17 protein-coding genes and 4 tRNA genes are annotated in these 24,118 nt (G+C 61.9%); 6 read left to right on the top strand and 15 right to left on the bottom strand.

The window, feature by feature from the left end; genetic code table 11:
- The first annotated feature begins 95 nt into the window (after positions 1–95).
- The 6 genes from IPM84_10625 to IPM84_10600 all read left to right on the top strand — a co-directional run bounded on the left by IPM84_10625 (position 96) and on the right by IPM84_10600 (position 7,473).
- Positions 96–878, top strand: coding sequence for a hypothetical protein (locus IPM84_10625; GenBank protein MBK9093216.1), 783 nt, complete (start codon positions 96–98; stop codon positions 876–878).
- Between the two features lie 5 nt (positions 879–883).
- Positions 884–2,716, top strand: coding sequence for a peptide ABC transporter substrate-binding protein (locus tag IPM84_10620; GenBank protein ID MBK9093215.1), 1,833 nt, complete (start codon positions 884–886; stop codon positions 2,714–2,716).
- The gene (locus IPM84_10615; protein MBK9093214.1) at positions 2,713–4,725 is read left to right on the top strand and encodes a HAMP domain-containing protein; all 2,013 of its coding nucleotides are present in this window, start codon (positions 2,713–2,715) and stop codon (positions 4,723–4,725) included. The genes IPM84_10620 and IPM84_10615 overlap by 4 nt, the downstream gene beginning before the upstream one ends.
- A gap of 113 nt (positions 4,726–4,838) precedes the next feature.
- Positions 4,839–5,150 carry a hypothetical protein gene (locus IPM84_10610; GenBank protein MBK9093213.1) on the top strand — a complete coding sequence of 104 codons (312 nt, stop codon included), beginning with the start codon at positions 4,839–4,841 and terminating at the stop codon, positions 5,148–5,150.
- Complete coding sequence (locus tag IPM84_10605) at positions 5,151–6,605, top strand: cyclic nucleotide-binding domain-containing protein (GenBank protein ID MBK9093212.1); 1,455 nt, start codon at positions 5,151–5,153, stop codon at positions 6,603–6,605.
- Positions 6,598–7,473 (top strand): cyclic nucleotide-binding domain-containing protein, encoded by an 876-nt coding sequence (locus IPM84_10600; GenBank protein MBK9093211.1) that lies wholly within the window; start codon positions 6,598–6,600, stop codon positions 7,471–7,473. Before IPM84_10605 ends, IPM84_10600 begins: the two co-directional genes overlap by 8 nt.
- Here the strand turns inward: IPM84_10600 and IPM84_10595 are convergent.
- The 15 genes from IPM84_10595 to IPM84_10525 form a co-directional block, all read right to left on the bottom strand.
- Positions 7,448–11,233 carry a tetratricopeptide repeat protein gene (locus IPM84_10595; protein MBK9093210.1) on the bottom strand — a complete coding sequence of 1,262 codons (3,786 nt, stop codon included), beginning with the start codon at positions 11,231–11,233 and terminating at the stop codon, positions 7,448–7,450. The two genes, IPM84_10600 and IPM84_10595, sit on opposite strands and share 26 nt — an antisense overlap.
- Positions 11,234–11,363: 130 nt before the next feature.
- Complete coding sequence (locus tag IPM84_10590; GenBank protein ID MBK9093209.1) at positions 11,364–17,024, bottom strand: right-handed parallel beta-helix repeat-containing protein; 5,661 nt, start codon at positions 17,022–17,024, stop codon at positions 11,364–11,366.
- A gap of 239 nt (positions 17,025–17,263) precedes the next feature.
- On the bottom strand, positions 17,264–17,662 hold the full coding sequence (gene rplL / locus IPM84_10585) for a 50S ribosomal protein L7/L12 (protein MBK9093208.1): 399 nt from the start codon (positions 17,660–17,662) through the stop codon (positions 17,264–17,266).
- Positions 17,663–17,725: 63 nt separating this feature from the next.
- Positions 17,726–18,268 carry a 50S ribosomal protein L10 gene (locus IPM84_10580; protein ID MBK9093207.1) on the bottom strand — a complete coding sequence of 181 codons (543 nt, stop codon included), beginning with the start codon at positions 18,266–18,268 and terminating at the stop codon, positions 17,726–17,728.
- Positions 18,269–18,522: 254 nt separating this feature from the next.
- Positions 18,523–19,239: a 50S ribosomal protein L1 gene (locus IPM84_10575; protein ID MBK9093206.1), complete on the bottom strand. Its 717-nt coding sequence runs from the start codon at positions 19,237–19,239 to the stop codon at positions 18,523–18,525.
- Between the two features lie 57 nt (positions 19,240–19,296).
- A complete protein-coding gene (gene rplK, locus IPM84_10570; protein MBK9093205.1) occupies positions 19,297–19,722 on the bottom strand; it encodes a 50S ribosomal protein L11 in 426 nt (141 codons plus the stop codon).
- A gap of 161 nt (positions 19,723–19,883) precedes the next feature.
- The gene (gene nusG, locus IPM84_10565) at positions 19,884–20,516 is read right to left on the bottom strand and encodes a transcription termination/antitermination factor NusG (GenBank protein MBK9093204.1); all 633 of its coding nucleotides are present in this window, start codon (positions 20,514–20,516) and stop codon (positions 19,884–19,886) included.
- A 46-nt stretch (positions 20,517–20,562) separates the two neighbouring features.
- Complete coding sequence (secE, locus tag IPM84_10560) at positions 20,563–20,778, bottom strand: preprotein translocase subunit SecE (GenBank protein MBK9093203.1); 216 nt, start codon at positions 20,776–20,778, stop codon at positions 20,563–20,565.
- 118 nt (positions 20,779–20,896) lie between these two features.
- Positions 20,897–20,969 (bottom strand) — tRNA-Trp (locus IPM84_10555).
- Between the two features lie 84 nt (positions 20,970–21,053).
- Positions 21,054–21,218, bottom strand: a complete 165-nt coding sequence (gene rpmG, locus IPM84_10550) for a 50S ribosomal protein L33 (GenBank protein ID MBK9093202.1) — start codon at positions 21,216–21,218, stop codon at positions 21,054–21,056.
- A gap of 54 nt (positions 21,219–21,272) precedes the next feature.
- Positions 21,273–22,472: an elongation factor Tu gene (tuf, locus tag IPM84_10545; protein ID MBK9093201.1), complete on the bottom strand. Its 1,200-nt coding sequence runs from the start codon at positions 22,470–22,472 to the stop codon at positions 21,273–21,275.
- Between the two features lie 67 nt (positions 22,473–22,539).
- A tRNA-Thr gene (locus IPM84_10540) sits at positions 22,540–22,615 on the bottom strand.
- Positions 22,616–22,654: 39 nt separating this feature from the next.
- Positions 22,655–22,740 (bottom strand) — tRNA-Tyr (locus IPM84_10535).
- Positions 22,741–22,783: 43 nt separating this feature from the next.
- Positions 22,784–22,856, bottom strand: a tRNA-Thr gene (locus IPM84_10530).
- A 37-nt stretch (positions 22,857–22,893) separates the two neighbouring features.
- Positions 22,894–24,066: a glycosyltransferase family 4 protein gene (locus IPM84_10525; protein MBK9093200.1), complete on the bottom strand. Its 1,173-nt coding sequence runs from the start codon at positions 24,064–24,066 to the stop codon at positions 22,894–22,896.
- Between the last annotated feature and the right edge of the window lie 52 nt (positions 24,067–24,118).

Raw genomic sequence — 24,118 nt, 5'->3', positions numbered from 1 at the left:
GGAGGCAGTCCCTCGATCCCCTCCGCACATCCTGGGTCAGACCGCCGGCATCATCTGTCGGCCATCCTCTGATTTTTTCTGTCACCGAGTCCTTGTTGACCGGTGACTGCCTGTTGCGGCCTGATCCTGACGCGCCGTTAGCGCCCACAGCCTGGCAGCAGCTGGCCGAGTCCGTGGCCCATGAAAAAAGCCTGACACCATTTCCGGCTGCCGTTCTCTACCGGCGTTGGCAGCAAGGTCTGGCGGCCGTAGCCGTCCACCAGGGTTGCATCATCGGCCATATCAGTTGTATGCCGATCTTTCACCAGACCACGCGCAGCCAGGTGGAACGCGCACTGCGCGGCGACCAGCCCCAGGGCGCCTCCGTCTGGCCTGCGATTGAAATGTTCGAACTACTCACCGGCTGGACGCATCCCGACTGGCGTAGACGCAAACTCAGTTTGCACCTGCGTCAGCATCTCCTGGCCCAGTTCCGATCGGAGTTCCTGCCTCGCCAGCGCTTCTTTGTCAGTGTCACCGTGGGGCGAGGTGGATCGCCTGTTCTGGCGCGCCTCGGATGGCACACCCTAGCTTGGGATGCCATTCCGTATGTCAGCAGCATGATCGGCGCGAACGACGACGGCCGGCCGCGTCCGGGATGGCATGTCACCAATCATGCGCCCTACAACGGATCGGACATTGCCCCCCTGGTGGACACCGCCCGTAGCTGGGATCACCACTGCTTCTTGTGGGTTTCCCATGCTGCCCTCGCCCAGCAGCTCAACGACCAACTGCAAGCCGCCGTTGGTCACGATTTGGATCGCTGGCGCCGCGCGTGGCGTGACGCAGCGTTGCCAACCTTGCTTCAGGCCGGCTATCTCCCGGTTCTGTTTGGATAATCATGATGCTCAAAACCAACACCATCCTTCGGTTCTGCTTTGTGATCGGGTCGTTGCTGTGGGGGCTGACCGCCTGCGCCGGCGAACCGCTGTCGCCGGCGCCGACCCTGGCGCCCACGCCCACCACAGCCCCGCCCACAGGACGCGGCGCCGGCGGCGTCTTACGTATCCTCTTTTGGCAGGCGCCCACGATTCTCAACCCGCACCTGGCGTCCAGCCAGAAAGACTGGGCGCCGGCGCGTGTCACCTATGAACCACTGGCCAGTTTCGACAAAGATGGCAATCTCATCCCGATCCTGGCGGCCGAAATTCCATCGCTGCAAAACGGCGGGGTTGCACCCGATGGCAAATCGGTCACCTGGAAACTGCGTTCCGATGTCAAGTGGTCGGATGGCATGCCTTTCAGCGCGGCTGACGTTGAGTTCACCTACGATTTCATCGCCAATCACGATGTCAACGGCGCGACCACGTTCACCAACTACCAGGGCATCGAGAGTGTCAAGGCTCAGGATGACCTCACCGTGCGCATTGATTTTCAGGCTGTCAATCCGGCCTGGGCTGTGCCCTTCGTGGGCGTGCAGGGGATGATCATCCCGCGCCATGTCTTCGAGCCTTACAACGGCGCCAATGCCGCCGACGCCCCGGCCAATCTCCTGCCCGTGGGCACCGGCCCCTATCGCGTGGTGCGCTTCAAGGCGGAAGAAGTGCTGTTCCTGGGCAATACCCTGGTCGAGACCAACAAGATCATCTATGAGCCTAACCCGTATTTTCGTGAACCGGACAAGCCGTACTTCAGCCGCATCGAGCTGAAGGGCGGCGGCACCGTCAACGAGGCCGCGCGCGCTGTGTTGCAGGCAGGCGATGTGGATTACGCCGCCAATTTGCAGATCAACTTCCAGGAGCAGCCAGGCCTGGCGAGCGGCAGTAAAGGCCAACTCCTGGCGCCGTTTGGCGCGTTCGTGGAGCGCATCTTGCTCAACCGCACCGACCCCAATCGCGAAACCGCCGATGGCGAACGGTCGAGCCTTCAGTTTCCCCATCCCTTCTTCAGTGACCTGCGCGTGCGCCAGGCCTTTGCCCATGCCATTGATCGTGCGGCGATTGCCAGCCTGTACGGGCCGACCGGTCAGCCGGCGACGAACATTCTGGTGTCCCCGCCTCCCTTCGAGTCACCCAACACCGCGAACCAGTACCCGTTCGACCTGGCAAAAGCCGCGCGCCTGTTGGATGAGGCCGGTTGGCGCGACACCAACCGGGACTCGATTCGTGACAACGGCATGATACGCCAGGCCGGCGAACCATTGATCACCCTGCGCGTGCTGATGCAGACCGCAGCCAGCCCCATTCGCCAGCAAACCCAAGAGATCATCAAGGGCACGCTCAACTCGATCCAGGTGGATGTTCAACTCACCTTCTTCGATTCGATTACCTTTTTCAGCAGCGACCCGGCCATCACCAACACGCGTCACCATTTCTACGCCGACCTGGAAATGTACAGCACTGGCAATCGCAGCCCTGATCCGGGGGCCTACATGCGCACCTGGATCTGCAGCGAGATCGCGCAAAAGGCCAATAGTTGGAAGGGTCTGAACAAGGAGCGTTGGTGCGATCCTGCGTACGATGCGTTGTACCAGGCATCTACGACGGAAATTGACCCCGCACGCCGGCGCCGGCTCTTCATCGAGATGAATGACAAGTTGATCGCTGATGGGGTCGTGATTCCCCTGGTGCGCCAGGCTGACATCTCCGGGGTGAGCAACACCCTGGTTGGTGTTGACCTCAGCCCCTGGGACGCGGACCTGTGGAATATCAAAGACTGGAAGCGGAGTACACCATGACCGAATCACCAACCGCCCATTCCCCAGACGAGCGGGCGCTCGTTGACAAGGAGAACCTGGCCTACCGGGTCGGCGCGCCGTTGCTCAACCGCCTGGCGATCGGGAGTAAACTGAGCCTGGGCTTCGGCATTCTCGTGCTGCTGACGATCGTGGGCGCCATCTTCAACTATCTGGCCAGCACCAACGCCATGGCGGGCATCAACATCGCTGACGAAGTGCGCGCACCCACCGCGCTGACAGCCATCCGCGCCGAAGCCAATCTCCTGCGCCTGCAATCGGACGTGCGTGGCTACCTGGCATTGAGCAGTGAGGAGTATCTGCAAGACCAACAGCGCGATGCCCGGGCCTTCCAGAATGACCTGGACGAATTGACCGTCCTGTCTGCGCAGCTCTCTCCTGAAGATCAGCAGCGCCTGAAACGGGTGCGTACACTCTATGACCAGTTGGCAGCTGATATCCCCACGCTTTTCGCACTGCATGACGACCCATTGGAACGCGAGCCGGCCTACGCCATCATGGCGACGAAGGGCCTGCGCCTGGGCGGACAGGTTCTGATTGATGTCGGTGGGTTGATTGATGAACAGGGACGGCGGTCTGCGAGTGAGTTTACCGCTGAGGCCGAAGGCATGGCTCAACTGGCCGAGATGGCGCGTTTTCAGGGATCACTCAGCGCCATGCTGTCTGGCCTGCGCGGCTACACCACCACCCGTAACCGCTCCTTCCGGGGTGAGTACGAGGCCAATCGCGATCTCAATCAGCAGGCCTGGGATCAACTCAAAGCGAGTCGTCCGCGGCTCAATGCGAAACAGCGCAGCCTGTTGGATGGCATCTCCACCAATCGCGCCGCTTTTCTGCGCTTGCCAGACGAGATCTTCCCCATCCTGGAAGGCGAACACTGGCGCGAAGACATCTACCTGTTTCGTACCGCTGTCCTGCCGCTTTCGACGGAAATGATCAGCCTGCTGGATCAGTTGACCGCCAATCAGCAGAATGCCCTGCGCAGCGATCTGCATCGTGGCCGCCAGGACCTGGTGGCTGCCAATCGCGTCGTCCTGGCGGGCGGCGTGGTGGCACTCATCATGGGCGTGGCGTTGGCCTTCATTTTTCGTGAGAATATCGCAGGCCCAGTGCGTCGCCTGACCGGGGTGGCCGAACGTGTGCGTGGCGGAGACCTGGAAGCCCAGGCCCGCGTTCGATCGCGTGATGAAATTGGGCGCCTGGGTGAGGCCTTCAACAGCATGACGACCAAGCTGCGCCAAACACTCAGCCAGGTGCGCAGGGAGAAGAAACGCGCCGATGATCTCCTGCACGTCGTGATCCCCATCGGCGTATCGTTGGCGTCTGAAAAGGATTTCAACCGCTTACTGGAGGTCATGCTCGTGGAGGCCAAGACTTTCTGTCACGCCGACGCCGGCACGCTCTATCTGCGCACAGATACCAACCACCTCAACCCGATGATTGTGCGCAACGATACGCTGCATTCTACGATGGGCGGCACCTCGGCGCTTGCGGTGACTCTGCCTCCGATTCCGCTCTACGACGCCGTCACGAATGAACCCAATCATGCCAATATCTCGTCCCATGTGGCCCTGGAAGGCAAGAGTGTCAATGTCTCGGATCTGTCCCACGCGACCACCTTCGATTTTTCCGGCCCGCGCGCCTTCGAAATCCAAACCGGCTACCGCTCGCACTCGCTGTTGACGGTACCCTTGAAGACGGACGAGAATCATGTGCTGGGCGTGATGCAGTTGATCAATGCCAAAGACAGCGAGACCGGCGAGGTGACGGAGTTCGATGACGCCCTGCTGCCGTTAATGGATTCGTTCTCATCGTTGGCTGTGGCTGCGCTGTCAGCCTACGTGCGTGAGCAGGGTCTGCGTCAGGAAATCCAGCAGTTGCGCATCGAAATTGACGAAACGCGGCGTCAACACGAAGTCAGCGAAATTGTGGAGACAGACTTCTTTCAGGCCCTGCAAGCCAAGGCCCGTGTGATGCGCCAGCGTCTGTAGGGGCATGGCCTTGCGCCTGCCCTCTGCCCGCGTGGGCGACCGCAAGGGTGCGCCCCTACAAATTGCGTTACGACGATATTGATGAAAGACCGAGTGGGTAAATGATGAACTTCATGGTAAACTTCAGTGAACTGATGGAACAACTGCAAGCAATCAGTGTTTTCCCCGGCATTACACCGGTTGACATCCTGATTCTGCCTGATCCGGTTGACTCGGCCGTGCAGAAAATCTTGCGACGCGGGCCGATGGGCGTGGTCGAAATAGCCTCTGTCCTCAATCTGCCCGAAGATGAAGCCAAGCAAGTGGCCGATCTCCTGGTTGAAAAAGGTTATCTGCTGACGGAAGAACGCCACAGCGATGGCAGCCTGATGTACAAGGTCTATTTTGCCCGGATGCGGGGGCACAAAATTCCACTGGACTTATAGATGACTTTATCTGAGGAACGGGCCGCAGTTTTGAGTGCGGTGAGCATTTTTTCCGAAACGCCACGCGCGGCGCTCGCTTTCATTGCGCCTTTGCTCGAAGAGGTCACCGTGGCCGCCGGCGAGACGGTGATCGAGCGGGGAGAGATGGGCGACGCCATGTACATCATCGAACGCGGGCGCATGATGGTGCATGACGGCGAACGGGAACTCAACACCTTGGGGCCGGGCGATGTCTTCGGCGAGATGGCGGTGCTCGACCCGGAACCGCGCAGCGCCTCGGTCACGGCGCAGGAAGCGGGTGTCCTCCTGCGCCTGAAACAGGAGGCGCTGCACGATTTGATGAGTCACCAGCCAGAAATTACGCGCAGCGTCATTCGCATCCTGTCCAACCGCTTGCGCCATATGGTCCACCACATGTCGGTTGAATTTGCCTACATGCAGCAGTTTGCCCGACTCACAGCGGCGGCGGTCGCGATCGAAAGCGAGATCTATGTGCCCTCAAGCCTGGACGACGTCGCCGCACGTCCAGATGAGTTGGGGCAACTGGGCCGGGTTTTTCAGCAAACGATTCGTGAGCTGGCCCGCCGCGACCAACAGCTGCATGACCAGCTGGCCCACCTGCAAATTGAGATTGACGATGTCAGGAAGGCTCGCCATGTGGCCGAATTGACGGAGAGCGCGACCTTCCGAAATCTACAGATGCAGGCGCAGCGCCTGCAGCGGCGCAGAAAATCGCGAACCCCGGCGCCTGCACCACCGGCGACGCATATCCAGCCGGAGACCACTGAACCCGCGCCGGGATCGGCCATACCCGCGCAGCCGGATCTGGCCCGCGCACGCCAGTATGTCGTGAAGCGTCTGAGCACTGAGCTGGCTGCGTACAACACCTACCATTCTCTCGAGCACACCGTTGAGGATGTCGCGCGGGCCGCAGACCGCCTGGCGGCGTTGTCTGGTATCGAGGGCGATGATCTGCTCCTGCTGCGCACGGCCGCGTATTTTCACGACATCGGTTTTGTGGACGACCGCGCCAACCATGAGGTGATCGGCGCCGACATTGCGCGTACCGTCCTGCCAGGCATGGGCTATCAGCCCGAACAGATTGATGCCATCTGCGGGATGATTATGGCGACGCGACTCCCGCAAAGCCCGCGCACCCTCCTGGAGCAAATACTGGCCGATGCCGATCTCGATGTGCTGGGGCGCGCCGATTTCATAGAGCGGAGCGCGGCGCTGCGCGCTGAATCGGCGGCCATGGGCGCGCTGCAGACCGACTACGAGTGGTACCAGTCGCAGTTCCAGTTTGTGCGCCACCATGATTATCATACCCCAGCCGCGCGCACGTTACGCCAGGCCGGCAAGGAAGCCAACCTGGCGACCCTCGCCCGCCTGATCGAGACCAGCCGCTCACCGTCATTCTCTCAACCCGCAGATGCGAGCAAGCATCATGACTGAGCAGATGAACGCCAGCAGCGCCAGTCAGGTGAGCAATGCAAGTGCTGCAAGTGATGCAAGTGATCGTCGCGCTGAACTGTTGTCCAAAGCGGACATCATGGCGATCCTGCGCACAACCACGATCTTCATGACGACGACCGACGAAGCCCTGGAAGATGTGGCCGATCTTCTGCGCCCGCAAAGCCTGGCCGCCGGCCAACTGCTCTTTGCCCGCGGCGACCCCGGCGATTGTATGTACATCGTGGTGAAGGGCCGCGTGCGTGTGCATGATGGCGAGCGTGTGCTGAATGACCTGTGGGCCGGCGCGGTCGTGGGCGAAATGGCAATCCTGGACGATGCCGGGCGCGTGGCCTCGGTCACCGCCATCGAGCCGACGCAACTACTGCGCCTGGACGAGGCGCCTTTTCAAGCCCTGATGGACGCGCAGCCTGAGATCGGTTTTGCCATCATCAACGTGCTGTGCCAATACTTGCGTGCTCGCCTGCGCGACATGGCGCAGGACTTTGTCTATTTGCAGCACATCGGTCGCATGACGGCGGCCGCGGCGGCGCTGGAGAACAACAGCTATGATCCGGCTTCCATCGCTTCCATCGCGGACCTGGCCGAACGCTATGACCCGCTGGGGCAACTGGCGCGGGCTTTTCAGCACATGGCAGAAGAGGTCATCGCGCGTGAGACCAGTTTGCGCCAACAGGTGCAGGCGCTGATCATCGAGATTGACGAGGCCAAGAAGGCGCGGCAGGTTGCGGAAATTACCGAGACCGACGCCTTTCGTCGCTTGCAGGAGAAGGCAGGCCAGTGGCGGCGTGACCGCCGCGCAGGCAGCAGCCGGGCCGCCCCTTCTACAGTTGATCCAGCGCCTCGCTGATGGCGTCCGCCTGTGGCAGCGCCCGCCCGTCCGCCAGCGCCCTGGCCTGGTCCCACCCCGCAAGGTGGCTGAGTGCAGGCGCCAGCAAGCGATCCAAGCGCGCCTGCTCCGCGCCCGAGAGCGGAACGCCGATGGCGGCACGCAGGGCCGCGGCCGCGCCGATCAGGCGCAGGGCGTGGGTTGGCTTGCCTTCGAGCGCCAGTAAACTGCCAATATCCTCCAGCAGATAGGCCAACGCCCATTTGTCCCCGAACCCACGGTAGATGAGCAAACTTTCGCGGTACAGGGCGTGCGCGCGGTCATCGTCACGCTGGCCGCGTGCCGCGTTGCCCAGGTTGTTCAGGAAATTGGCAATCGTCCAGCGATCACCCACCTGGCGCATGAGCGCCAACGCCTCCTCGAAGCATAGCGCCGCCTCGCGGTCGTTGCCCAGGTCAAGCAGGACATTGCCCAGGTTATTGAGAGAGACCCCGATGGCCCAGCGATCACCGAAGCCGCGGCGGATGGTCAGGCTCTCCCCGTGCAGGCGCCGCGCCTCTGCCAGGTTGCCCTGGCGCCGCGCCACAATCGCCAGGTTGCTGAGCAGGCTGGCGACGCGCGGCTGGTCGCCCACGGCACGCCGCAGGGCCAGGCTTTCCAGGTAACGGGCCTGCGCCCCGGCATAATCGCCCTGTTGATCGGCCAGGGTGCCCAGGTAGTGCAGCGCCTGACCCAGGCCGTCCTTGTCTGCCAGCGCCTCGAAGCCGCGCCGCGCGGCCGCCAACCACTCCCATGCCTCGCCAAATCGGGCCTGCTTGCGGCAATTTTCGCCCAGGCGAATTTGGCACCAGGCCTGCGTCAGGAGGTCGTCCAGGTCCGCGGCCAGCCCCAACGCCTCCGTATAGAGATCACTGGCGCCGCGCCAGTTGCCCGTCAATTCGAGAACCTGGCCCAGGCTGAGCAAAACGTCCACTTTTTGGCCGCGAGCGAGAATGGGCAACACTCGCTGGTAATAATCAATGGCCGCGCTGTTGGCATAGCGCGCCTGCGCGGCCTGGCCGGCCCTCAGCAGATACTCACGCTGTTTCGCCTCGTTGTTGCTGCGTGCGTAGTGAAAGGCCAGGAGATCAAGATGCGGATCAAGTGCCTCGTGATAGGTCTCCTCCACAAAACGCCCCAACTGGTCGTGGAGCATGGCGCGGGTGGCATAGGGCAGGCTCTCATACGCCACTTCCTGTGTGACGACATGTTTGAAGAAATAGACCGTGTCCGGCTCCGTACGCTCCAGCACCATCAGGCCCAGGCTTGCCAGCGTCTCCAGATCGCGTTGCACAAGGTCGTGCGCTCCCAGGCTGGGATGCACACCCCACAACAGACGCGTGCCAAACAGGCGGCCGATGACACTTGCCGCCTTGAGGGTGATTTGCTGACTTTCGCTCAGTTGGTCAATGCGGCTCAGGATCAGGCTGTGCAGGCTGACCGGCAGATCGAGCTGGGCGAGAGATTGGGCATCATCGAACGCGATCCCGCGCGCCTGGATGTAGTTCAGCAACTCCTCGATATAAAACGGGTTGCCGTCGGCTCGTTCCAGGATACGATCGACCAGGGCAGCAGGCAGGTCGTCAGGATGCAGGGGCGCGGCGCCCCCTGCCTGCCCACGGTGGCCGATTCTGAGTGCGATCAGGTGGGCAGCTTCGGCGGGCGAAAATTCGCCCAGGGCAATCCGGGTGACGAGCGGGAGCCGGCTGAGCCGCGGCGCCTGTTCCTGCGCCAGGTCGGGCGGGCGATAGGTCAGCACCAGCAGCACCGGCAAATTGTCCAGCGCCTGCCCCAGCGCCTCCAGCAAGTCCTGCGAGAGCGCATCCATCCAGTGTGCGTCTTCCAGGATGATCGTCAGCGGGGTGCTGGCGGCCAATCCGCGCAAGCAGTCCACAAGCAAGGCCTCCAGCGAGGTTTTGCGCAGCTTGGCATCGAACGTGTGCGTCAGATCGTTGTCGGGGATGGGCAGGTTGAGCAGCCGGCCCAGCAAGGGCAAGCGGGGGACGAGGGTCGGATCAAGCTGGCGCAGGGTCGCTTCCAGTAGTTCGATCTGGCGTGAAGTCGCGTGGGTCACAGGACCTACGGCTCCGTTGCCGCCATCTCCCCGCATTTCGTCCGACGCGCCCGCGTCCACCGCCAACAGCCCACGCCAGATATTCTGCCACACCAGGTAGCTGCTGTTGGTGCCGTAGGATTCGCACTCGCCAGCAAAAATAGCGAATCCAAGCGCGCGGGCGCGGCGTATGACTTCGGCCACCAGGCGTGATTTGCCCATGCCCGCTACGCCCGCGATGGCAATGATCTGGCCGTGCCCTTCATGCGCGGCGGCCAACCGTGTCTCGATCAAGGCGAGTTCCGCCACGCGTCCCACCATGGGCAGGGCATACGCGGCCTCGTGCGTACCTACAGCCGGCTTCTGCCGCCGCCCAAGCAGGCTGGCGATGGCAATGGGCAACGACTTACCTTTGACCCGAATGGCCGGCAGCTCTTCCCAGGCGAAGCTGGCGCCGGCTGCGGCTTGCACCGCATCGGTGACCAGGATTTGCCCTGGTTTGGCGGCCTGCATCAGGCGCGCGGCCACATTGGCCGCGTCGCCCATGACGCCATAGGTGCGGCGGGTGACGCCGCCGTAGGCGCCCGTGCGCATACGCCCACGCGCGATGCCAATTTGCACCGGGGTCAGATAGTCCAGCGACGCGGCCAGGGCGCGCAGCTCCAGCGCGGCCGCCAGGGCACGCGCGGCGTCGTCTTCATGCGCGTGCGGCGCGCCAAAGGCGATGTACAGATAGCTGCCCTTGTCGCCGACGACAATTTGCAGCGGCGTGGCCGCGTAGCGCGTCAACAAACGCTGCACCCCACGGATGAATTGATCGAGCTTGTCGCGTACCGATGGATCGTGATCGTAATCGAGGCCGCCAAAACGCAGAAAGAGCGACACCGCCGGCCGCAGCTCGGCCAGAAACTCACCGCCGCCGGTGCGCAGGCGCTCGTAGACAGCCGGCAGCAGCCAGGGTTGCACCTGCGCCGCGCTCAGCGCGTCTGCGGCCAGCAGAGGCCAGGGTTGTGGTTCGACCGGTTCGCGTAGGCCGGCAGCGACCCCAAAGCGAGCCGGTGGCGCCTCATCCTGGGCGTCGGTGTGCAGCGTCTCACGCCATGCGCTGAAGATCACCGCGTCACCGACGGCCGCGGCAGCAGCCGCCGTGAGGAGCACCTCCCCTTTTTCAGCGTGGTGTTCAGCCTGTGCGAGGTGGTTGAGGGTTATGCCTGACAGGACATCAATCACCTGCAAAGCAGGATCACCGACCACAAAGCGGTGTACCGGGCCGACCGCGACCGTTGCTTTGACGGCCAGGGAAATGGCTCCGGTGTTCGGCAGGGGCGCAGACTGAAACGGGCGCATGGCTTCCTGCATCGCCAGGGCGCAAGCCGTCGCCCGTTGTCCCTGGTCGCCGTCGAGCCAACAGGTGATGGCGTCACCGCTAAAGCCGATGACGCTGCCGCCAAAGCGATCGAGTTCGGCAATCAACGTGTCGTAGACCTGGTTCAGGTAGCGCGTCAACTCCTCGGCGCCGCGCTGAGGGCCGAGGAGCTCCACCAGCGCTTCGGTCAGCGGCGTGAAGCCAGAGATGTCAACAAACAGCGCCGCGCCGGTGGTCTGTTCCGGCAAGGTAACGCCAGCCACCATAGCCTGGCGCCGATCCATGGGGATGTAAACAGCTTGAAGCTCGATCGGTGTCTGCATCCAAAAATTCCAGCTCTGCCTGTAGGTCACAGCTCCGCTGTGACGGCGCCGTTGGGGCGAGCCAACCTCCCGATCAAGTTCGGGAGGTTGGCCCGCATTGCCTGAATCATGTCACGCCGGAGGCGATGACCTACATAAGACGCTGCTTACGCCCGCGCAGCAGCCAACCGCCGCTGAGCAGGGCCAGCAAAGCAACCGCCAACAGGGTCCAACGACCGGCCAGGCCGGCCAGGTCGGCAAGGCCAGGATCGAAGCTTAGGGCGTCCAGTCTGATGGCGGTTGGCTCCGAGATGATGATCGTCGGGCCGGCCGTGACCGGGGAGGTGAAGTAGCCGCCCACCACGGCGGTGGTGACCTGGTACGTCCCGGCCGCCGGGGCTGTGATGGTGATGATGGCGGCGCCGTCAGGGCCAACCGGCGCCAGGTAGAAGGTCTGCGGGTGGTTGAGCAGATCCAGGTCGAACCGCACGATGGCCTGGGTCAGATCGCCCGGCGCCCCGTCATCCGCCTGCGTCACGCTGGCAGCCAGGGTCAGCGGCAAGCCCACCGCGCCGGTCACCGCGCCAGTGTAGGTGACGCTGGCATCTTCGGCGCTCAGGATCATGGCGGTCGCGGCCGTCGTGGCGTTGTAGCGCAGATCATCCAGGCTGAGTATCTGACCGTTACCCAGCGGGATGTCACCCACAAAGTAGACGCTCAGCGTGTAGCTGCCCGCCGGCGCGGGCAGGTCGCCCAACGGGGCGCGGCCGCTGTAGTCGGTGATGATCGGTTTGGCCTGCGGATCGCTGGCCGGTGTGAGCGGCGCTGACGCCCGCAGCGATTCAGACTCCGCCAGGAAGAAGACGGTCTTGGAGGCGAGGCGGCGCCCGCTGGCGTCGCGCAGCTCAGTCAGGACGTTGATGGGATCGCTATACTGCCCGGCGACCACGGTGGGTGAGAAGACGAGCGATGTGTCCTGCTTGAAGATGGTGAACGGTGCGCTGGCGGACGCGGGGGCAGCGGTGAGCGTGCCGGGAAACGTCACGCGCACCTGGCTTTCGCCGGGCAAGCCGAACAGCGAAAGGTTGACAACGCCGCGGCCGTTGCCATCGGTTACGCCCTGGCGAACTTGTGTGCCCAGGCTGAAGATCAACGGCTGCAGAGGCAGCGGAGCGCCCAGGCTGGTCAGCTCAGCCGTGAAGGGCAGTTCTGTGCCGTAGGGGCCGCTGCCCGGCGGCGCGATCAGCGCGATGGTGGTTGAAACCGGATAGGTGGGGGGCGGTGCGCCTGGATCACTGCCAGGGGTCAGATAGGAGCCGACATCGGTCACCAGGGAGACCAGGCCAACGCCATTGACCGCCTGAACCAGCGCGCGCAGGTTCGATGGGTCCGGGTAGGGGAGAGCCAGCGTGCCTTCCCACAGCGTCGAGTCGGTCGGGCTTTGCGCCAGGTCGAACGACTGCCATTGACCGAACAGCGGGCCGTCTATGGCCGTGTAAGTGACCCACACAGCCTGGATACCGGCAGCCGGGTCGCCGATGACGGTGGCCTGGAAGCTGACCTGGGCCAGGTCGGGGGTGCTGGTGACGCGCACGATGGTGGGCGGTGAGGCCAGGGCCGGAATGTTGCCGGTGGTCGTCAGCAGTCGCGTTGCCCCCCAGGGACCGCTTGCTGCCGCGGGCGCCTCCGGTGTGGGGTAGACGGTGGTGTTGGCGCTGTAGAACAGGCGGAAGTCCAGGGCGTCGTAGCGGCGCAAGGTGCCGGTGGGCGTTGTGGATGACGCGGCGCGGAACTGCGCGGGGCGCAGCAGGAGCGACATTCGGCCGGCCGCGCCGTTGGCCAGCACATCGAAGTAGTTGGCGTCCCAGGGCTTGACCGGGTAGAAAGAATCGCTGAAGAACGGGATGTGTACCCCGCGCACCTCGGTGGCGGCGGCGCCGGTCAGGGGCAAGATGTCGTTCAGATCGGTGTAGCGGCCGCCGCGGAAGCCCACACCGCGCAACACCTGCCCGTTGACATGGACGTTGCGCGCTTCCAGGGGCAGGACCGGCTCCGCGGGGTAGACGACAACGCCATCGGCGCCGGTGAGGTAGGCAGCCGTCACCGTGACGTCGGTCGAGTTGATGTTGAGAATTTTGGTTTGCAGGCTGAGGGTGGGGGTGATCGTCACATCAGCAAAGCTCAGGCCCAGGGTCAGGCCGGGGTCAGTGGCAAGGCCGGCAGTGGCGCCGACGATCGAGGGCGGGGCGGCCGGCGTGCCGCGTCCATTGGGCAAGTCAACGCTGAGCATGGGCAGGCCGAACAGGGTGGCGATCAGGAGCGCTTTCTGGTCAATGCCACGCAGGGAAGGAGTGGTAGCCAGGTAAGCCTGCTTGGCCGCGACCAGGGCTTTGCCCACGGGCACCGGCCCGCTGCCGGCCAGGAGGGCGCGGCTGAACTCGGTGTACAGTTTTTCGCTGTATGCGATGAAATCGGTATCGCCATACTGGTAGCCGGTGCCGCCGATGAAGGTGACGCGCTGGCGTGCAAACGCCTGCGCCCAGTCCGGTTGCGGGGAGATGCCGGCGATGCCGTGGGCGTTGACCAGGCTGTAACCCGAATGACAGCCTGCGCTGAACAGGATGACGTTTTGCAGATCAACGGTGGCCGACGCGACCTCAGAAGCGAGCAGGCGGGTGGTATAGTCCGCGGCCAGGGCGCTGCCGGCGCTGAAGTGGCCGGCCAGGAAGATCAGATCATGGCGGTTGCTCAAGAGGCTGGCGCGCAGATCGGTGGCCGTCCACGCGTCCGGATCGGCCGGCGATTGGTTGGCCGGGGCAATCAGGGTGTCGGCGGCGGCGCCGATGCCGGCCTCGAAGGCTGCCTGTACCGCCTGGGCGCTGTCGGTCAGGAAGTCATAGCCGGTAACGAGGGACGCGGTGGGCGTGTCCACCACACCGGCGGCCGTGGAAAGGTAGGCGTCGAGCATACCGATGATTTCGGCCGGTGTTTCGACGAGGCGTCCCACGGCCAGGTCAGGCAGCGGGAAGGTGCTCACCTTGTGGTTCAGTTCGATGGCCGCGCCGTAGTCGTCCTGGCTGAGCAGATAACCCAGGCGCAGGCTGGCCTGTGAGGCCGAGCTGTCACGCACCGGCGGCACGTAGTTGCGTTCGCTGGCGAGCAGGGCATGGTCAGGATGGCGGAAGAAGGGAATGACGTCATCGTTGCCCACCAACACTACGTAGGCCAGCGGGTTGACGAGGCGATAGCGATCTACCACGGTCTTGATGGCGTCGGCCACCAGGTTCTTGGCCGCTGGACAGGCTGGGTAGGCATCGGCCTGCGCGTTGGCGGCCGCCACGCGTGCGTCGGCGTCTACGTTGATGATCTCAGCGCTGACTTCTGGGCGCGCGGCCAACGTCAGCAGCCTGGCGCGCAGGGTTGGCGTCAACGGGTCGCTGGCGGCCAGGCGTGCGCGATCGGTCAGGATCAGGGTCTGGAAATTAGCGGCCGTCGCAGTCAGGCTGGACGGCGGCAGGTCGGAAGTCACCCCGTCGCAGACATCAGATAGCAGCGTCACCTCCAGGTGGAAGGCCTGGGTGGGGCTGAAAGCGCCATTGCGTCCGCGCACACGGATGTAAAAATCGCTGCTGTTGTCCCACGTGTTGATGGAGATGCCTTCGCTGGCGGTGCCCTCGAAGCCGGCCACGGCGATCACGCTGCGAACCTGCGCGCTGGCGTAGGCATCCGCATCCGGCGAATAGACATCCGGGCTGTAGACATCGGGGCTGTACACGTCCGGACTGTAGACATCCGGGCTGTACACGTCCGGGCTGTAGACATCCGGGCTGTACACGTCCGGGCTGTAGACATCCGGGCTGTACACGTCCGGGCTGTAGACATCCGGGCTGTACACGTCCGGGCTGTAGACATCCGGGCTATACATGTCGGGGCTGTAGACATCCGGGCTGTAGACATCGGGGCTGTAGACATCGGGGCTGAACGCGTCCGGCGCGAATTCAGCGCCCAGTTGCGCCAGGTCGGTCAGCGAAGCGGGCGGGTTCAGCGCCTGGTAGACCTGGGCAATATCCTTGAAGAGGGTCAAATCATAGTTTGCGGGCAGGTCGGTCAGCGTCACCGTCAGCTTACTCTGGGGCGTGACCCTGATCTTGTACCAGCGCGATTGTCCCGGCCGGCTCAGATATTGGTCTATCTCGCCCTGCAGCGTCGAAGCGTCCGGGGCTGGCGGTGCGGACAGGGGGAGGCGATAGGCCAGCGGCCAGGTGACGTTGTTGGGGCCGACGGCCTGGCACGGTCCGAATTCCGAGGTGTTACCGTTGCTGTCGGTGGCGGTGGCGGTGATGAAATGATTCAGCGGCACCGCCAGCGGCGCAGTCATCGAAAAGGCCACGCTGTCAGACAGATCCGTGCTGACGGTGGTGGCGCCGAGCGAAAGGCCGCCTTCACCATAGGTGCTGGCGTCACAGGCGATGTTGTCGAAGAATTCCAGGGTGAACGTCTGCTCGGCCTGGGTATCGAGGCGTCCGCTGATCAGGGTGGTGAGATCATCCGGCACGGCGCTAAAAACTAACGGGTAATTCTGGTCATAATTCGCGCCCTCATCGGCATCGCCGATATCGTTGAGGGTCGGCCCGTCGCCGTCGAGGTCAATGCCCAGGCCATCGTTCAGTTCGATCCGGTTGCCAAGAAAGGAATTCTCATAGCCGTTGAGCACGGTGATGCCGTCGCCGCCATTGAAAGCGATCCGATTGCCCTCGCCCGCCGCCAGGCCACCAACCGTATTGCTGCTGGCATCTTCGAAGTAGATACCGCTGCCGCCGTTGCCCACCGGCGCGTAGCCGCCCACATCGCTGCCGATCCGGTTACCCTGGATCACGTTACCGTTGGCCCAGAACCATGACAGCAGGATGCCATGCTGCGCATTACCGGAAATGACATTCTCCGCGCCTGGCGTCGTGCCGCCAATGGTGTTGTCGGACGCGGCGAGAATCCCGATACCGTTGGCTTGATTGCCGAGGGGCGCAGCGCCGCTCACGTTGGCGCCAATGAAGTTGCCCTGCACCAGGTTGCCAGACGTGCCTGGCTCAGCGGGCGCGGCGCCTGCAGCCAGGTGACCCGCCTTTGGGCTGGCGTAGAGTGTGATGCCGTCGCCCAGGTTGCCGGCCAGCAAATTGCGGCGATCAGGCGTCTCGCCGCCGATGACGTTGTTGTCTGACCGGACCAGCACGCCGCTGCCGCTGTTGCCCAACCCTTCCAGGCCGCTGGCGTCCGTGCCGATGAAGTTGCAGTACAGCGTGTTGTTTCCTGCGAAGCGCAACTCAACCCCATCCTGATCGAAGCGATTGATCACCAGACCCATCAGCGTGCTGTCACCCACCAGCGTCAACCCCGATGTTTGTGACACGGCGCTGCCGTTCACTTCGATGAGCAAGGTGGGCGGCCAGGATGCACAACTGGCGCCGGGCTGAGTCAGGCCGTTGATAATGACCGGATCTGTGACGTGCGGAAGTCCGGTGCTGGGCGTGATGGTCTGTACACCAGAACCGGGAATGGCAAAATGAATCTCATCGGGCACGCCGACGTTGGGGTGACTGTTGGCCGCCTCAATCGCATCGCGCAACGAGCAGGGTTCCACAATATCGCATACGCCGGTGCTTGTATCGTCGGTGGTGGTGACCGTAAAAACGAAGCCGCCCTGGGGTGTGTCCACATCACAGCGGGCACCGGGCTGGTCTGGCCCGGGGCAATCGCTGTTGGCACGGGCGCTCATGGCCGGGCTGCCCAGGTTGACGCCCAGGACCAGTATCGCCACAGCGCAAGCCACGAGCAGCCATGCGGCGCGGATGGGCTGCCTCTTAGAATGATTCGGATAGCTAGAATAAAACCACGGATTCATGCGCTTTTCTCCAGATTTATGATACCACCAAAGTCGAATTTTGCTAAACGCCGTTGCCGAAGGGGCGGCTGTGAGCGGCGGGGAGCAGGCATCGGTAACAAGAAGGGCCGCCAGGTGTAACCTGGCGGCCCTTCTTGTCTGTGTACCCAACGTGATTACTTGACGTCTACCACAGCGCCTTCGGCCTCGATGATCTGCTTGGCGTTGGCGGCCACTTCTTTGGTGACCGCAGCCAGGATGGTCGCGGGCGCCGACTCGACCAGGTCCTTGGCTTCCTTCAGGCCCAGGCTGGTGACCTGGCGGACTGCCTTGATGACGTTGATCTTCTTGGCGCCGATGTCCTTGAGGACCACATCGAACTCGGTCTGCTCTTCCACCACCGGGGGGGCTTCCGCCACCGGCGCCGCAGCGCCGGCCGCGGCCATCATACCTGCAGCCATCGGCGCCGCGGCACTGACGCCCCAATGCTCCTGCAGGATTTTGGACAGTTCAGCGGCTTCTTTGAGGGTCAGAGCATCCAGCTCTTCGACCAGTTTCTGCAATTTGTCGGACATGATTCTGATGATCTCCTCGTGCATTTCAAAAGGTTGTTCTAAGGGTTCGAATCTACGGTCGCGTCAGGCAGCGTTTTCTTCTGCCTGTTCTGAACGTGCGTAGAGAACCGTGATGATTTCGCGCAACGGCGCTTGCAGCACACCAACCAGGTTGGTTGCCGGTCCCTGCACGGCGCCCAGCAACTGCGCCAGTAACTGCTCACGGGTCGGCAGATCCACCAGGCGCTTGACCTCATCGGCCCCGAATATGTCATCGGGCAGGAGCGCGCCAATAAGCTCCAACTTCTTCTGCTCCTTGATCACAGCGAGCAGATGCTTGGTAGACGTTGCAATCGGGCCTGCAAAGTAACAGACGCTCACCATACCGGCAAACATCTCGTCTGGCACCGGGAACTGGCTGTCCTTCAGTGCGATCTTGAACAGTGTGTTCTTGGTCACCTGGAACGTCGCGTCTGCGTCGCGCAACTTCTTGCGCAGCGCGGTGATTTCAGCCACGGTCAGGCCCTTGTTGCGCAGCACCACTATGGCCCGGCTCTTCTGCAAGCGCTCCGCGTACTGATCAATAAACTTCTGCTTTTCTTTTCGAGTCAGCGGCAATCGAGTCACCCCCTCTCACGATTACATCATGGCCATGGCCGGTGCAACGATACGCATCGCGCCAGGCATGGCCTGCTATCAACAAAAAAACCTTCGTGCCGCAGGACACGAAGGCGCACAAACCCGGGCGCTCTCTGTGCAGGGCAGAGAGTGCAGGATTCATTGACGTGCAGCTTCGCCTCAGCAGGGTTTACGTTTGGCTTGGCTGGCAAGCACACAACTACCTGCGGTCATCGGCTCATGCGTTAGGATTCGTAAAAGAATCAGGCTGTCGGTTTCAGACTGGAGGCCAGGTTGGCGTCCATGCGAATACCGGGGCCCATGGTTGTTGTCAACGTGACGCGGCGGACATAGATGCCCTTGGCCGCAGCCGGCTTGGCGCGCACAATCGCGTCCATGATGGCCGACAAGTTTTCGAGCAATTGGTCAGGCGTAAAGCTGGTCTTGCCCACCGGCATATGAATGTTGGACGTCTTGTCCACGCGAAACTCCACACGGCCCTGGCGCGCTTCTTTGATGACGCGCGGCAGGTCTTCGGGCTGCACAATGCTGCCGGTTTTCGGGCTGGGCATCAGACCACGCGGGCCGAGAATCTTGCCGAGACGGCCAACCTTGCCCATGACCTGGGGTGTCGCCAACACCAGGTCGAAGTCAAGCCAGCCATCCTGGATCTTCTTGATCATGTCATCGGCGCCGACGAAATCAGCACCGGCTTCGGAGGCGAAGCGCGCCCCGTCACCATCGGCAAAGGCGAGGATGCGTACCTGCTTGCCGCTACCGGCTGGCATGACCACAACGCCACGGACTTGCTGATCGGCGTGGCGCGGATCAACACCCATACGCAGATGAATTTCGACTGTGGAATCGAACTTGGCAAAGGCTGTTTCTTTGGCCAGGTTGATGGCATCCTGCGGCGTGTAATACTGATTGCGATCTACTTTGGCCGCCGCGGCGATGTATTTCTTTCCGTGCTTAGGCATATTGAGACTCCTGTGGTGCAAGCGAAGAGGTCTTCTTCTCCCACGTGTGACAATGGATTATTCGACAACCGTGATACCCATGCTCTGCGCGGTGCCTTCGATCATCTTCATGGCAGCCGCCAGATCATTGGCGTTCAGGTCTTTCATCTTGGTTTCGGCGATTTCACGCAGTTGGGTGCGCGTAATTTTGCCGCTGGCCTTGCTGTTCGGCGTAGCCGAGCCTTTGGCCACATTGGCTGCCTTCTTCAGGAGATCGGCCGCCGGTGGTGTCTTCGTGACAAACGTAAACGAATTGTCCTGAAAGACGGTAATTTCCACCGGGATGATCATGCCGGTTTGGGCAGCGGTACGCGCGTTGTACTCCTTGCAGAAGGCCATCAGGTTGACACCGTGTTGACCAAGCGCCGGTCCCACCGGCGGCGCCGGGTTCGCCTTGCCGGCGTTCAGTTGGAGCTTAACGATTGCTTTGACTTTTTTCGCCATGCGACTTCCTTTCGACTTCCTTTCAACAAACCCTTTCCTACTACGTGCTTGTCAAGACTGTTGTCAAGAAAAACCGTCTGTCAAAACAAAGGTGCGGCGCCCATCACAGTGGGCCGCACCTCGTTCCCTTATGGCTCGTGCGCTATGCCATCACCCGGACGTCAAACTTTTTCAAGCTGTAGGAAGTCAACTTCAACCGGTGTTTCCCGGCCAAAGAACGACACCATGACACGCGCCTTGCCTTTTTCCAGTGAGATTTCGTCCACGGCGCCAGTGAAATCGGCAAACGGCCCACCCACAAGGCGCACTTTCTGGCCGATCTTGAAGCTGATCTTGATCTTGGGCGCCACATCCTCGATGCGGCGCATGATCTTGTCCACTTCTTCCTGGCTCAGGGCGGTTGGTTTGTTGCCCATGCCGACGAAGCCGGTCACCCCAGGGGTGTTGCGCACGACGTACCACGAATCTTCATCCATGATCATGTCAACCAGGATGTAGCCCGGAAAAACCCGGCGCTCGATGGTACGGCGTTTGCCGTCCTTGAGTTCCACTTCCTCTTCGGTCGGAACGATCACCTGATAGATACGATCTCCGCCCACATCATGCATCGAAGCGGCGCGGTGCTCAAGGTTTTTCTTAACCTTGTTCTCGTAGCCGGAATAGCTGTGGATGACGTACCAGAAGCGCTCTGCCGCTGGTTCTGTCGCCGCAGTCTCGCCTTCGCCGGCCGCGACAGCGGACCGGGTGACCGGTTCATCGTCCAAGTTCAGTTCATCTAGGTAATCTAGCAACATCGCGTGGTCCACACCTTGGTGCCCTGGTCAACTGTGTCAGACAGAATCAGCCACCGACCAACAGGCGGAAAAACTGGGCAAATATGAAGTCCACCGCTCCCAGGATCAACGCCATCGAGAAAGTCACCGCCAGCACGACGACTGTCAGGTTAGTGGCTTCCTCACGCGTCGGCCAGGTCACTTTGCGCAACTCGGCCCGCGTGTCCTTGAAGTATTTGATCAGCGGGTTCTCTTTTAAGTTGACTGTCACAGGTTTATTCACAAATCTTCTCACATCGTTGCGATATCACAGGCCTCTTACAGATCAAGACACCAGTCTCCGCCAGATACTGATCGGAACAGAGGTGGTGTCTCGATACACTCAACAAGAGTGACTTAGGCAGGCCAGGCAGGACTTGAACCCGCAACCCTCGCTTTTGGAGAGCGATGCTCTACCTATTGAGCTACTGGCCTTCGTAAACGAAGCGACAACACATCCTGAAGCTGCTGAAAAACCGGGTTTCGTGATGCGTCGGAAACCCGGTTCTTCCGGCTCCCCTAGCGCGTCTCGCGATGGGGCGTATGCTTGTGACAACGGGAGCAGTACTTAGCCAGCTCCATGCGCCCCTGGTCGTTGCGCCGATTTTTCTCCGAAACGTAATTGCGCTCTTTGCACTCCGTGCAGGCCAACGTAATTACGGTGCGTACCGCTTTTTTCGCCATGATTTTGTGTCCCGTCTGGCAGTGGACGCCGGCAAGGCAGCCACCGCAAAGTCCTTAGTTCATCATCTTGGTGATGACGCCGGCGCCAACGGTGCGGCCACCCTCACGGATGGCAAACCGCGACCCCACTTCCAACCCGACCGGTACGATCAGCTTGATCTTCAGGTTCACGTTGTCGCCCGGCATGACCATCTCCAGCCCTTCCGGCAAATCGCACGTCCCGGTTACGTCCATCGTCCGAATGTAGAACTGCGGCCGGTACCCGTTGAAGAACGGCGTGTGCCGTCCGCCCTCTTCCTTCCGCAACACGTACACCTCGCCCATGAACTCCATGTGCGGCTTGATCGAACCCGGCTTGGCCAATACCTGCCCGCGCTCCACATCGGTGCGCGTGATCCCCCGCAGCAGACAACCCACGTTGTCCCCCGCCTCGCCGCGTTCCAGAATCTTCTTGAACATCTCTACGCCGGTCACGATCGTCTTGCGCGTATCTCGCAATCCCACAATCTCGATCTCTTCGCCCACCTTGACTGTGCCACGCTCGATACGTCCCGTCACCACCGTGCCCCGACCCTTGATCGCAAACACATCTTCCACCGGCATCAGGAACGGCTTCTCCGTCTCACGCACCGGCGTCGGTATGTACTCGTCCACCACTCGCATCAAGTCCCAAATGCACTTGTACTCCGGCGCATTCGGATCCTTCGAACTCGATTCCAACACCTGCAACGCACTGCCACGCACGATCGGAATGTCGTCCCCAGGAAAATGCTGGCTCGTCAGCAACTCCCGTAACTCCAACTCCACCAACTCCAGCAGTTCCTCGTCGTCCATCATGTCGCACTTGTTCAGGAACACCACCATCGCCGGTACTTCCACCTGCCGCGCCAGCAAGATGTGCTCCCGCGTCTGTGGCATCGGCCCATCAGGCGCCGCCACCACCAGGATCGCACCGTCCATCTGTGCCGCACCCGTGATCATGTTCTTGATGTAGTCCGCATGTCCCGGACAATCTACGTGCGCATAGTGCCGCTTCGCTGTCTGGTATTCAACGTGCGCAATCGCAATCGTGATGCCGCGCGCCTTCTCTTCCGGCGCATTGTCAATCGAATCAAATGCACGAAAATCCGCCCATCCCTTGAGCGCCAACACCTTCGTGATTGCCGCCGTCAAACTCGTCTTCCCATGGTCAATATGACCAATCGTCCCCACGTTGATGTGCGGCTTCGTTCGCTGAAATACTGCCTTTGCCATGAAATCCTACGCCTCCTGATCCGTTGCGAGCACTGGCGCCAGGTCCATTTCTCGCTGCATGTTATTATGGAGCCCACGACCAGACTTGAACTGGTGACCCCGTTCTTACCAAGAACGTGCTCTACCGACTGAGCTACGTGGGCAGGTAGAGGAGAGAGCTGCGTGCGCTCTCTCCTCTAATCTGGTGGGCGGAGAAGGATTCGAACCTCCGAAGGCGTCAGCCAGCTGATTTACAGTCAGCCCCCGTTGGCCACTTGGGTATCCGCCCCTATTCACTTACACCGGCCGTTCAATCACTCTGACTCGACGAGAGCCGACGAGGAGAATCGAACTCCTAACCTACTCATTACAAGTGAGTTGCTCTGCCGATTGAGCTACGTCGGCCTGGCAATCGGGTATTATACCAGACGAAAACGAACTGTCAAATGCTTTGGCGTTCTACTTTTGACGCCCCATCCCGGCGGCTCTCGATGACACGCTGATACACCTCCAGGGTCGCCGCTGCGGTCTGCGCCCAGGAGAATTGCGCGGCCCGCACAAGTCCCGCCTGACGCATCGCTTGCCGCTCCTCCTCATCCTGCCATATTCGCTGCAGGGTCTGCGCGATGTCAGCAACCGTGAGGGGATCGAAATATCGAGCCGCCGTACTCCCCAGTTCAGGCAAACTCGCGGTCCCGCTGCACACCACCGGCGACCCGCAGGCCATCCCCTCCAGCACCGGCAGACCAAAACCTTCATACACCGACGCCAGCACCGTCAGGCGCGCGCCTGCGTAGACCGCGGGCAAATCGTCATCCGCCACAAAGCCGGCCAGATGAACTGCCTCGCGCTGCGGCAGCGTCTCCAGGCGGGCAAAGAAGCCTTCCGTCAGCCAGCCCTTGCTGCCAACGATGACCAGGTGGGCATCCAACCCCGATTGGCGCAGAATCAACAGCGCATCCAGCAGGCGATCCAGGTTCTTGCGCGGTTCGATCGTGCCGACGGTCAGCATGTAGTGCGCCGGCAGGTGATAGCGCGCACGTACGGCCGTGATGCGTTCCGGTGTCTGCGGGCGAAAGTGTGGCGCGGCCGCTTCGTAGATGACATGCACCTTTTGCGGCGTCACCGCATAAAGTCGCACCAGGTCGCGCTTGCTGTTTTCCGAGATGGTAATCAGGGCGTTGGCGCGCTGGCAAAACAGCGGCATGGCCGCGTTGAGAAACCAGTAGTTCAGGCGCTTGTGGTGCTGCGGCAACAGGCGGTAGATCAAGTCATGCACGGTGAGCACGCTGGGCACCTGGCGCAGCGGCATCAGCAAATGCTCGGTAGCGTGATATAATTCAGCCGCGGGCAGCAGGCGGTCGAAACCGATCCCCGCCATCTGTCCCAGCCAGACCGCCAGGCGCCAGGGCTTATATCCAAGACGAACGTGCCGAGCCTGATGTGCTGTGCCCGCGCCAGGCAGCCTGACCGTGCCTGATGCACCGGCCCGATTGTAGAAAAACGCCAGGCGCTCGCCCAGCAGCGGCGAGAGATGATCGGCCAACGTGGCGGCGTAGCGCCCCAGGCCGGCCTTGCCGTTGATGGCGGCTGACATATCAAGATAGATGGTCATCTGTACCTGGGTGACAAAAAACGATCGGCCGGCGTCTCATGCAGAACGCTGA

Source organism: Candidatus Amarolinea dominans, from assembly GCA_016719785.1.
Classification (GTDB): Bacteria; Chloroflexota; Anaerolineae; order SSC4; family Amarolineaceae; genus Amarolinea; species Amarolinea dominans.
This window is presented reverse-complemented; position numbering and strand designations above follow the sequence as displayed.

Coding starts and splice junctions, on each gene's coding strand:
- IPM84_10620 (MBK9093215.1), top strand. CDS start 884: ATGCTCAAAACCAACACCATCCTTCGGTTCTGCTTTGTGATCGGGTCG.
- IPM84_10615 (MBK9093214.1), top strand. CDS start 2,713: ATGACCGAATCACCAACCGCCCATTCCCCAGACGAGCGGGCGCTCGTT.
- IPM84_10610 (MBK9093213.1), top strand. CDS start 4,839: ATGGTAAACTTCAGTGAACTGATGGAACAACTGCAAGCAATCAGTGTT.
- IPM84_10605 (MBK9093212.1), top strand. CDS start 5,151: ATGACTTTATCTGAGGAACGGGCCGCAGTTTTGAGTGCGGTGAGCATT.
- IPM84_10600 (MBK9093211.1), top strand. CDS start 6,598: ATGACTGAGCAGATGAACGCCAGCAGCGCCAGTCAGGTGAGCAATGCA.
- IPM84_10595 (MBK9093210.1), bottom strand. CDS start 11,233: ATGCAGACACCGATCGAGCTTCAAGCTGTTTACATCCCCATGGATCGG.
- rplL (MBK9093208.1), bottom strand. CDS start 17,662: ATGTCCGACAAATTGCAGAAACTGGTCGAAGAGCTGGATGCTCTGACC.
- IPM84_10575 (MBK9093206.1), bottom strand. CDS start 19,239: ATGCCTAAGCACGGAAAGAAATACATCGCCGCGGCGGCCAAAGTAGAT.
- rplK (MBK9093205.1), bottom strand. CDS start 19,722: ATGGCGAAAAAAGTCAAAGCAATCGTTAAGCTCCAACTGAACGCCGGC.
- nusG (MBK9093204.1), bottom strand. CDS start 20,516: ATGTTGCTAGATTACCTAGATGAACTGAACTTGGACGATGAACCGGTC.
- rpmG (MBK9093202.1), bottom strand. CDS start 21,218: ATGGCGAAAAAAGCGGTACGCACCGTAATTACGTTGGCCTGCACGGAG.
- tuf (MBK9093201.1), bottom strand. CDS start 22,472: ATGGCAAAGGCAGTATTTCAGCGAACGAAGCCGCACATCAACGTGGGG.
- IPM84_10525 (MBK9093200.1), bottom strand. CDS start 24,066: ATGACCATCTATCTTGATATGTCAGCCGCCATCAACGGCAAGGCCGGC.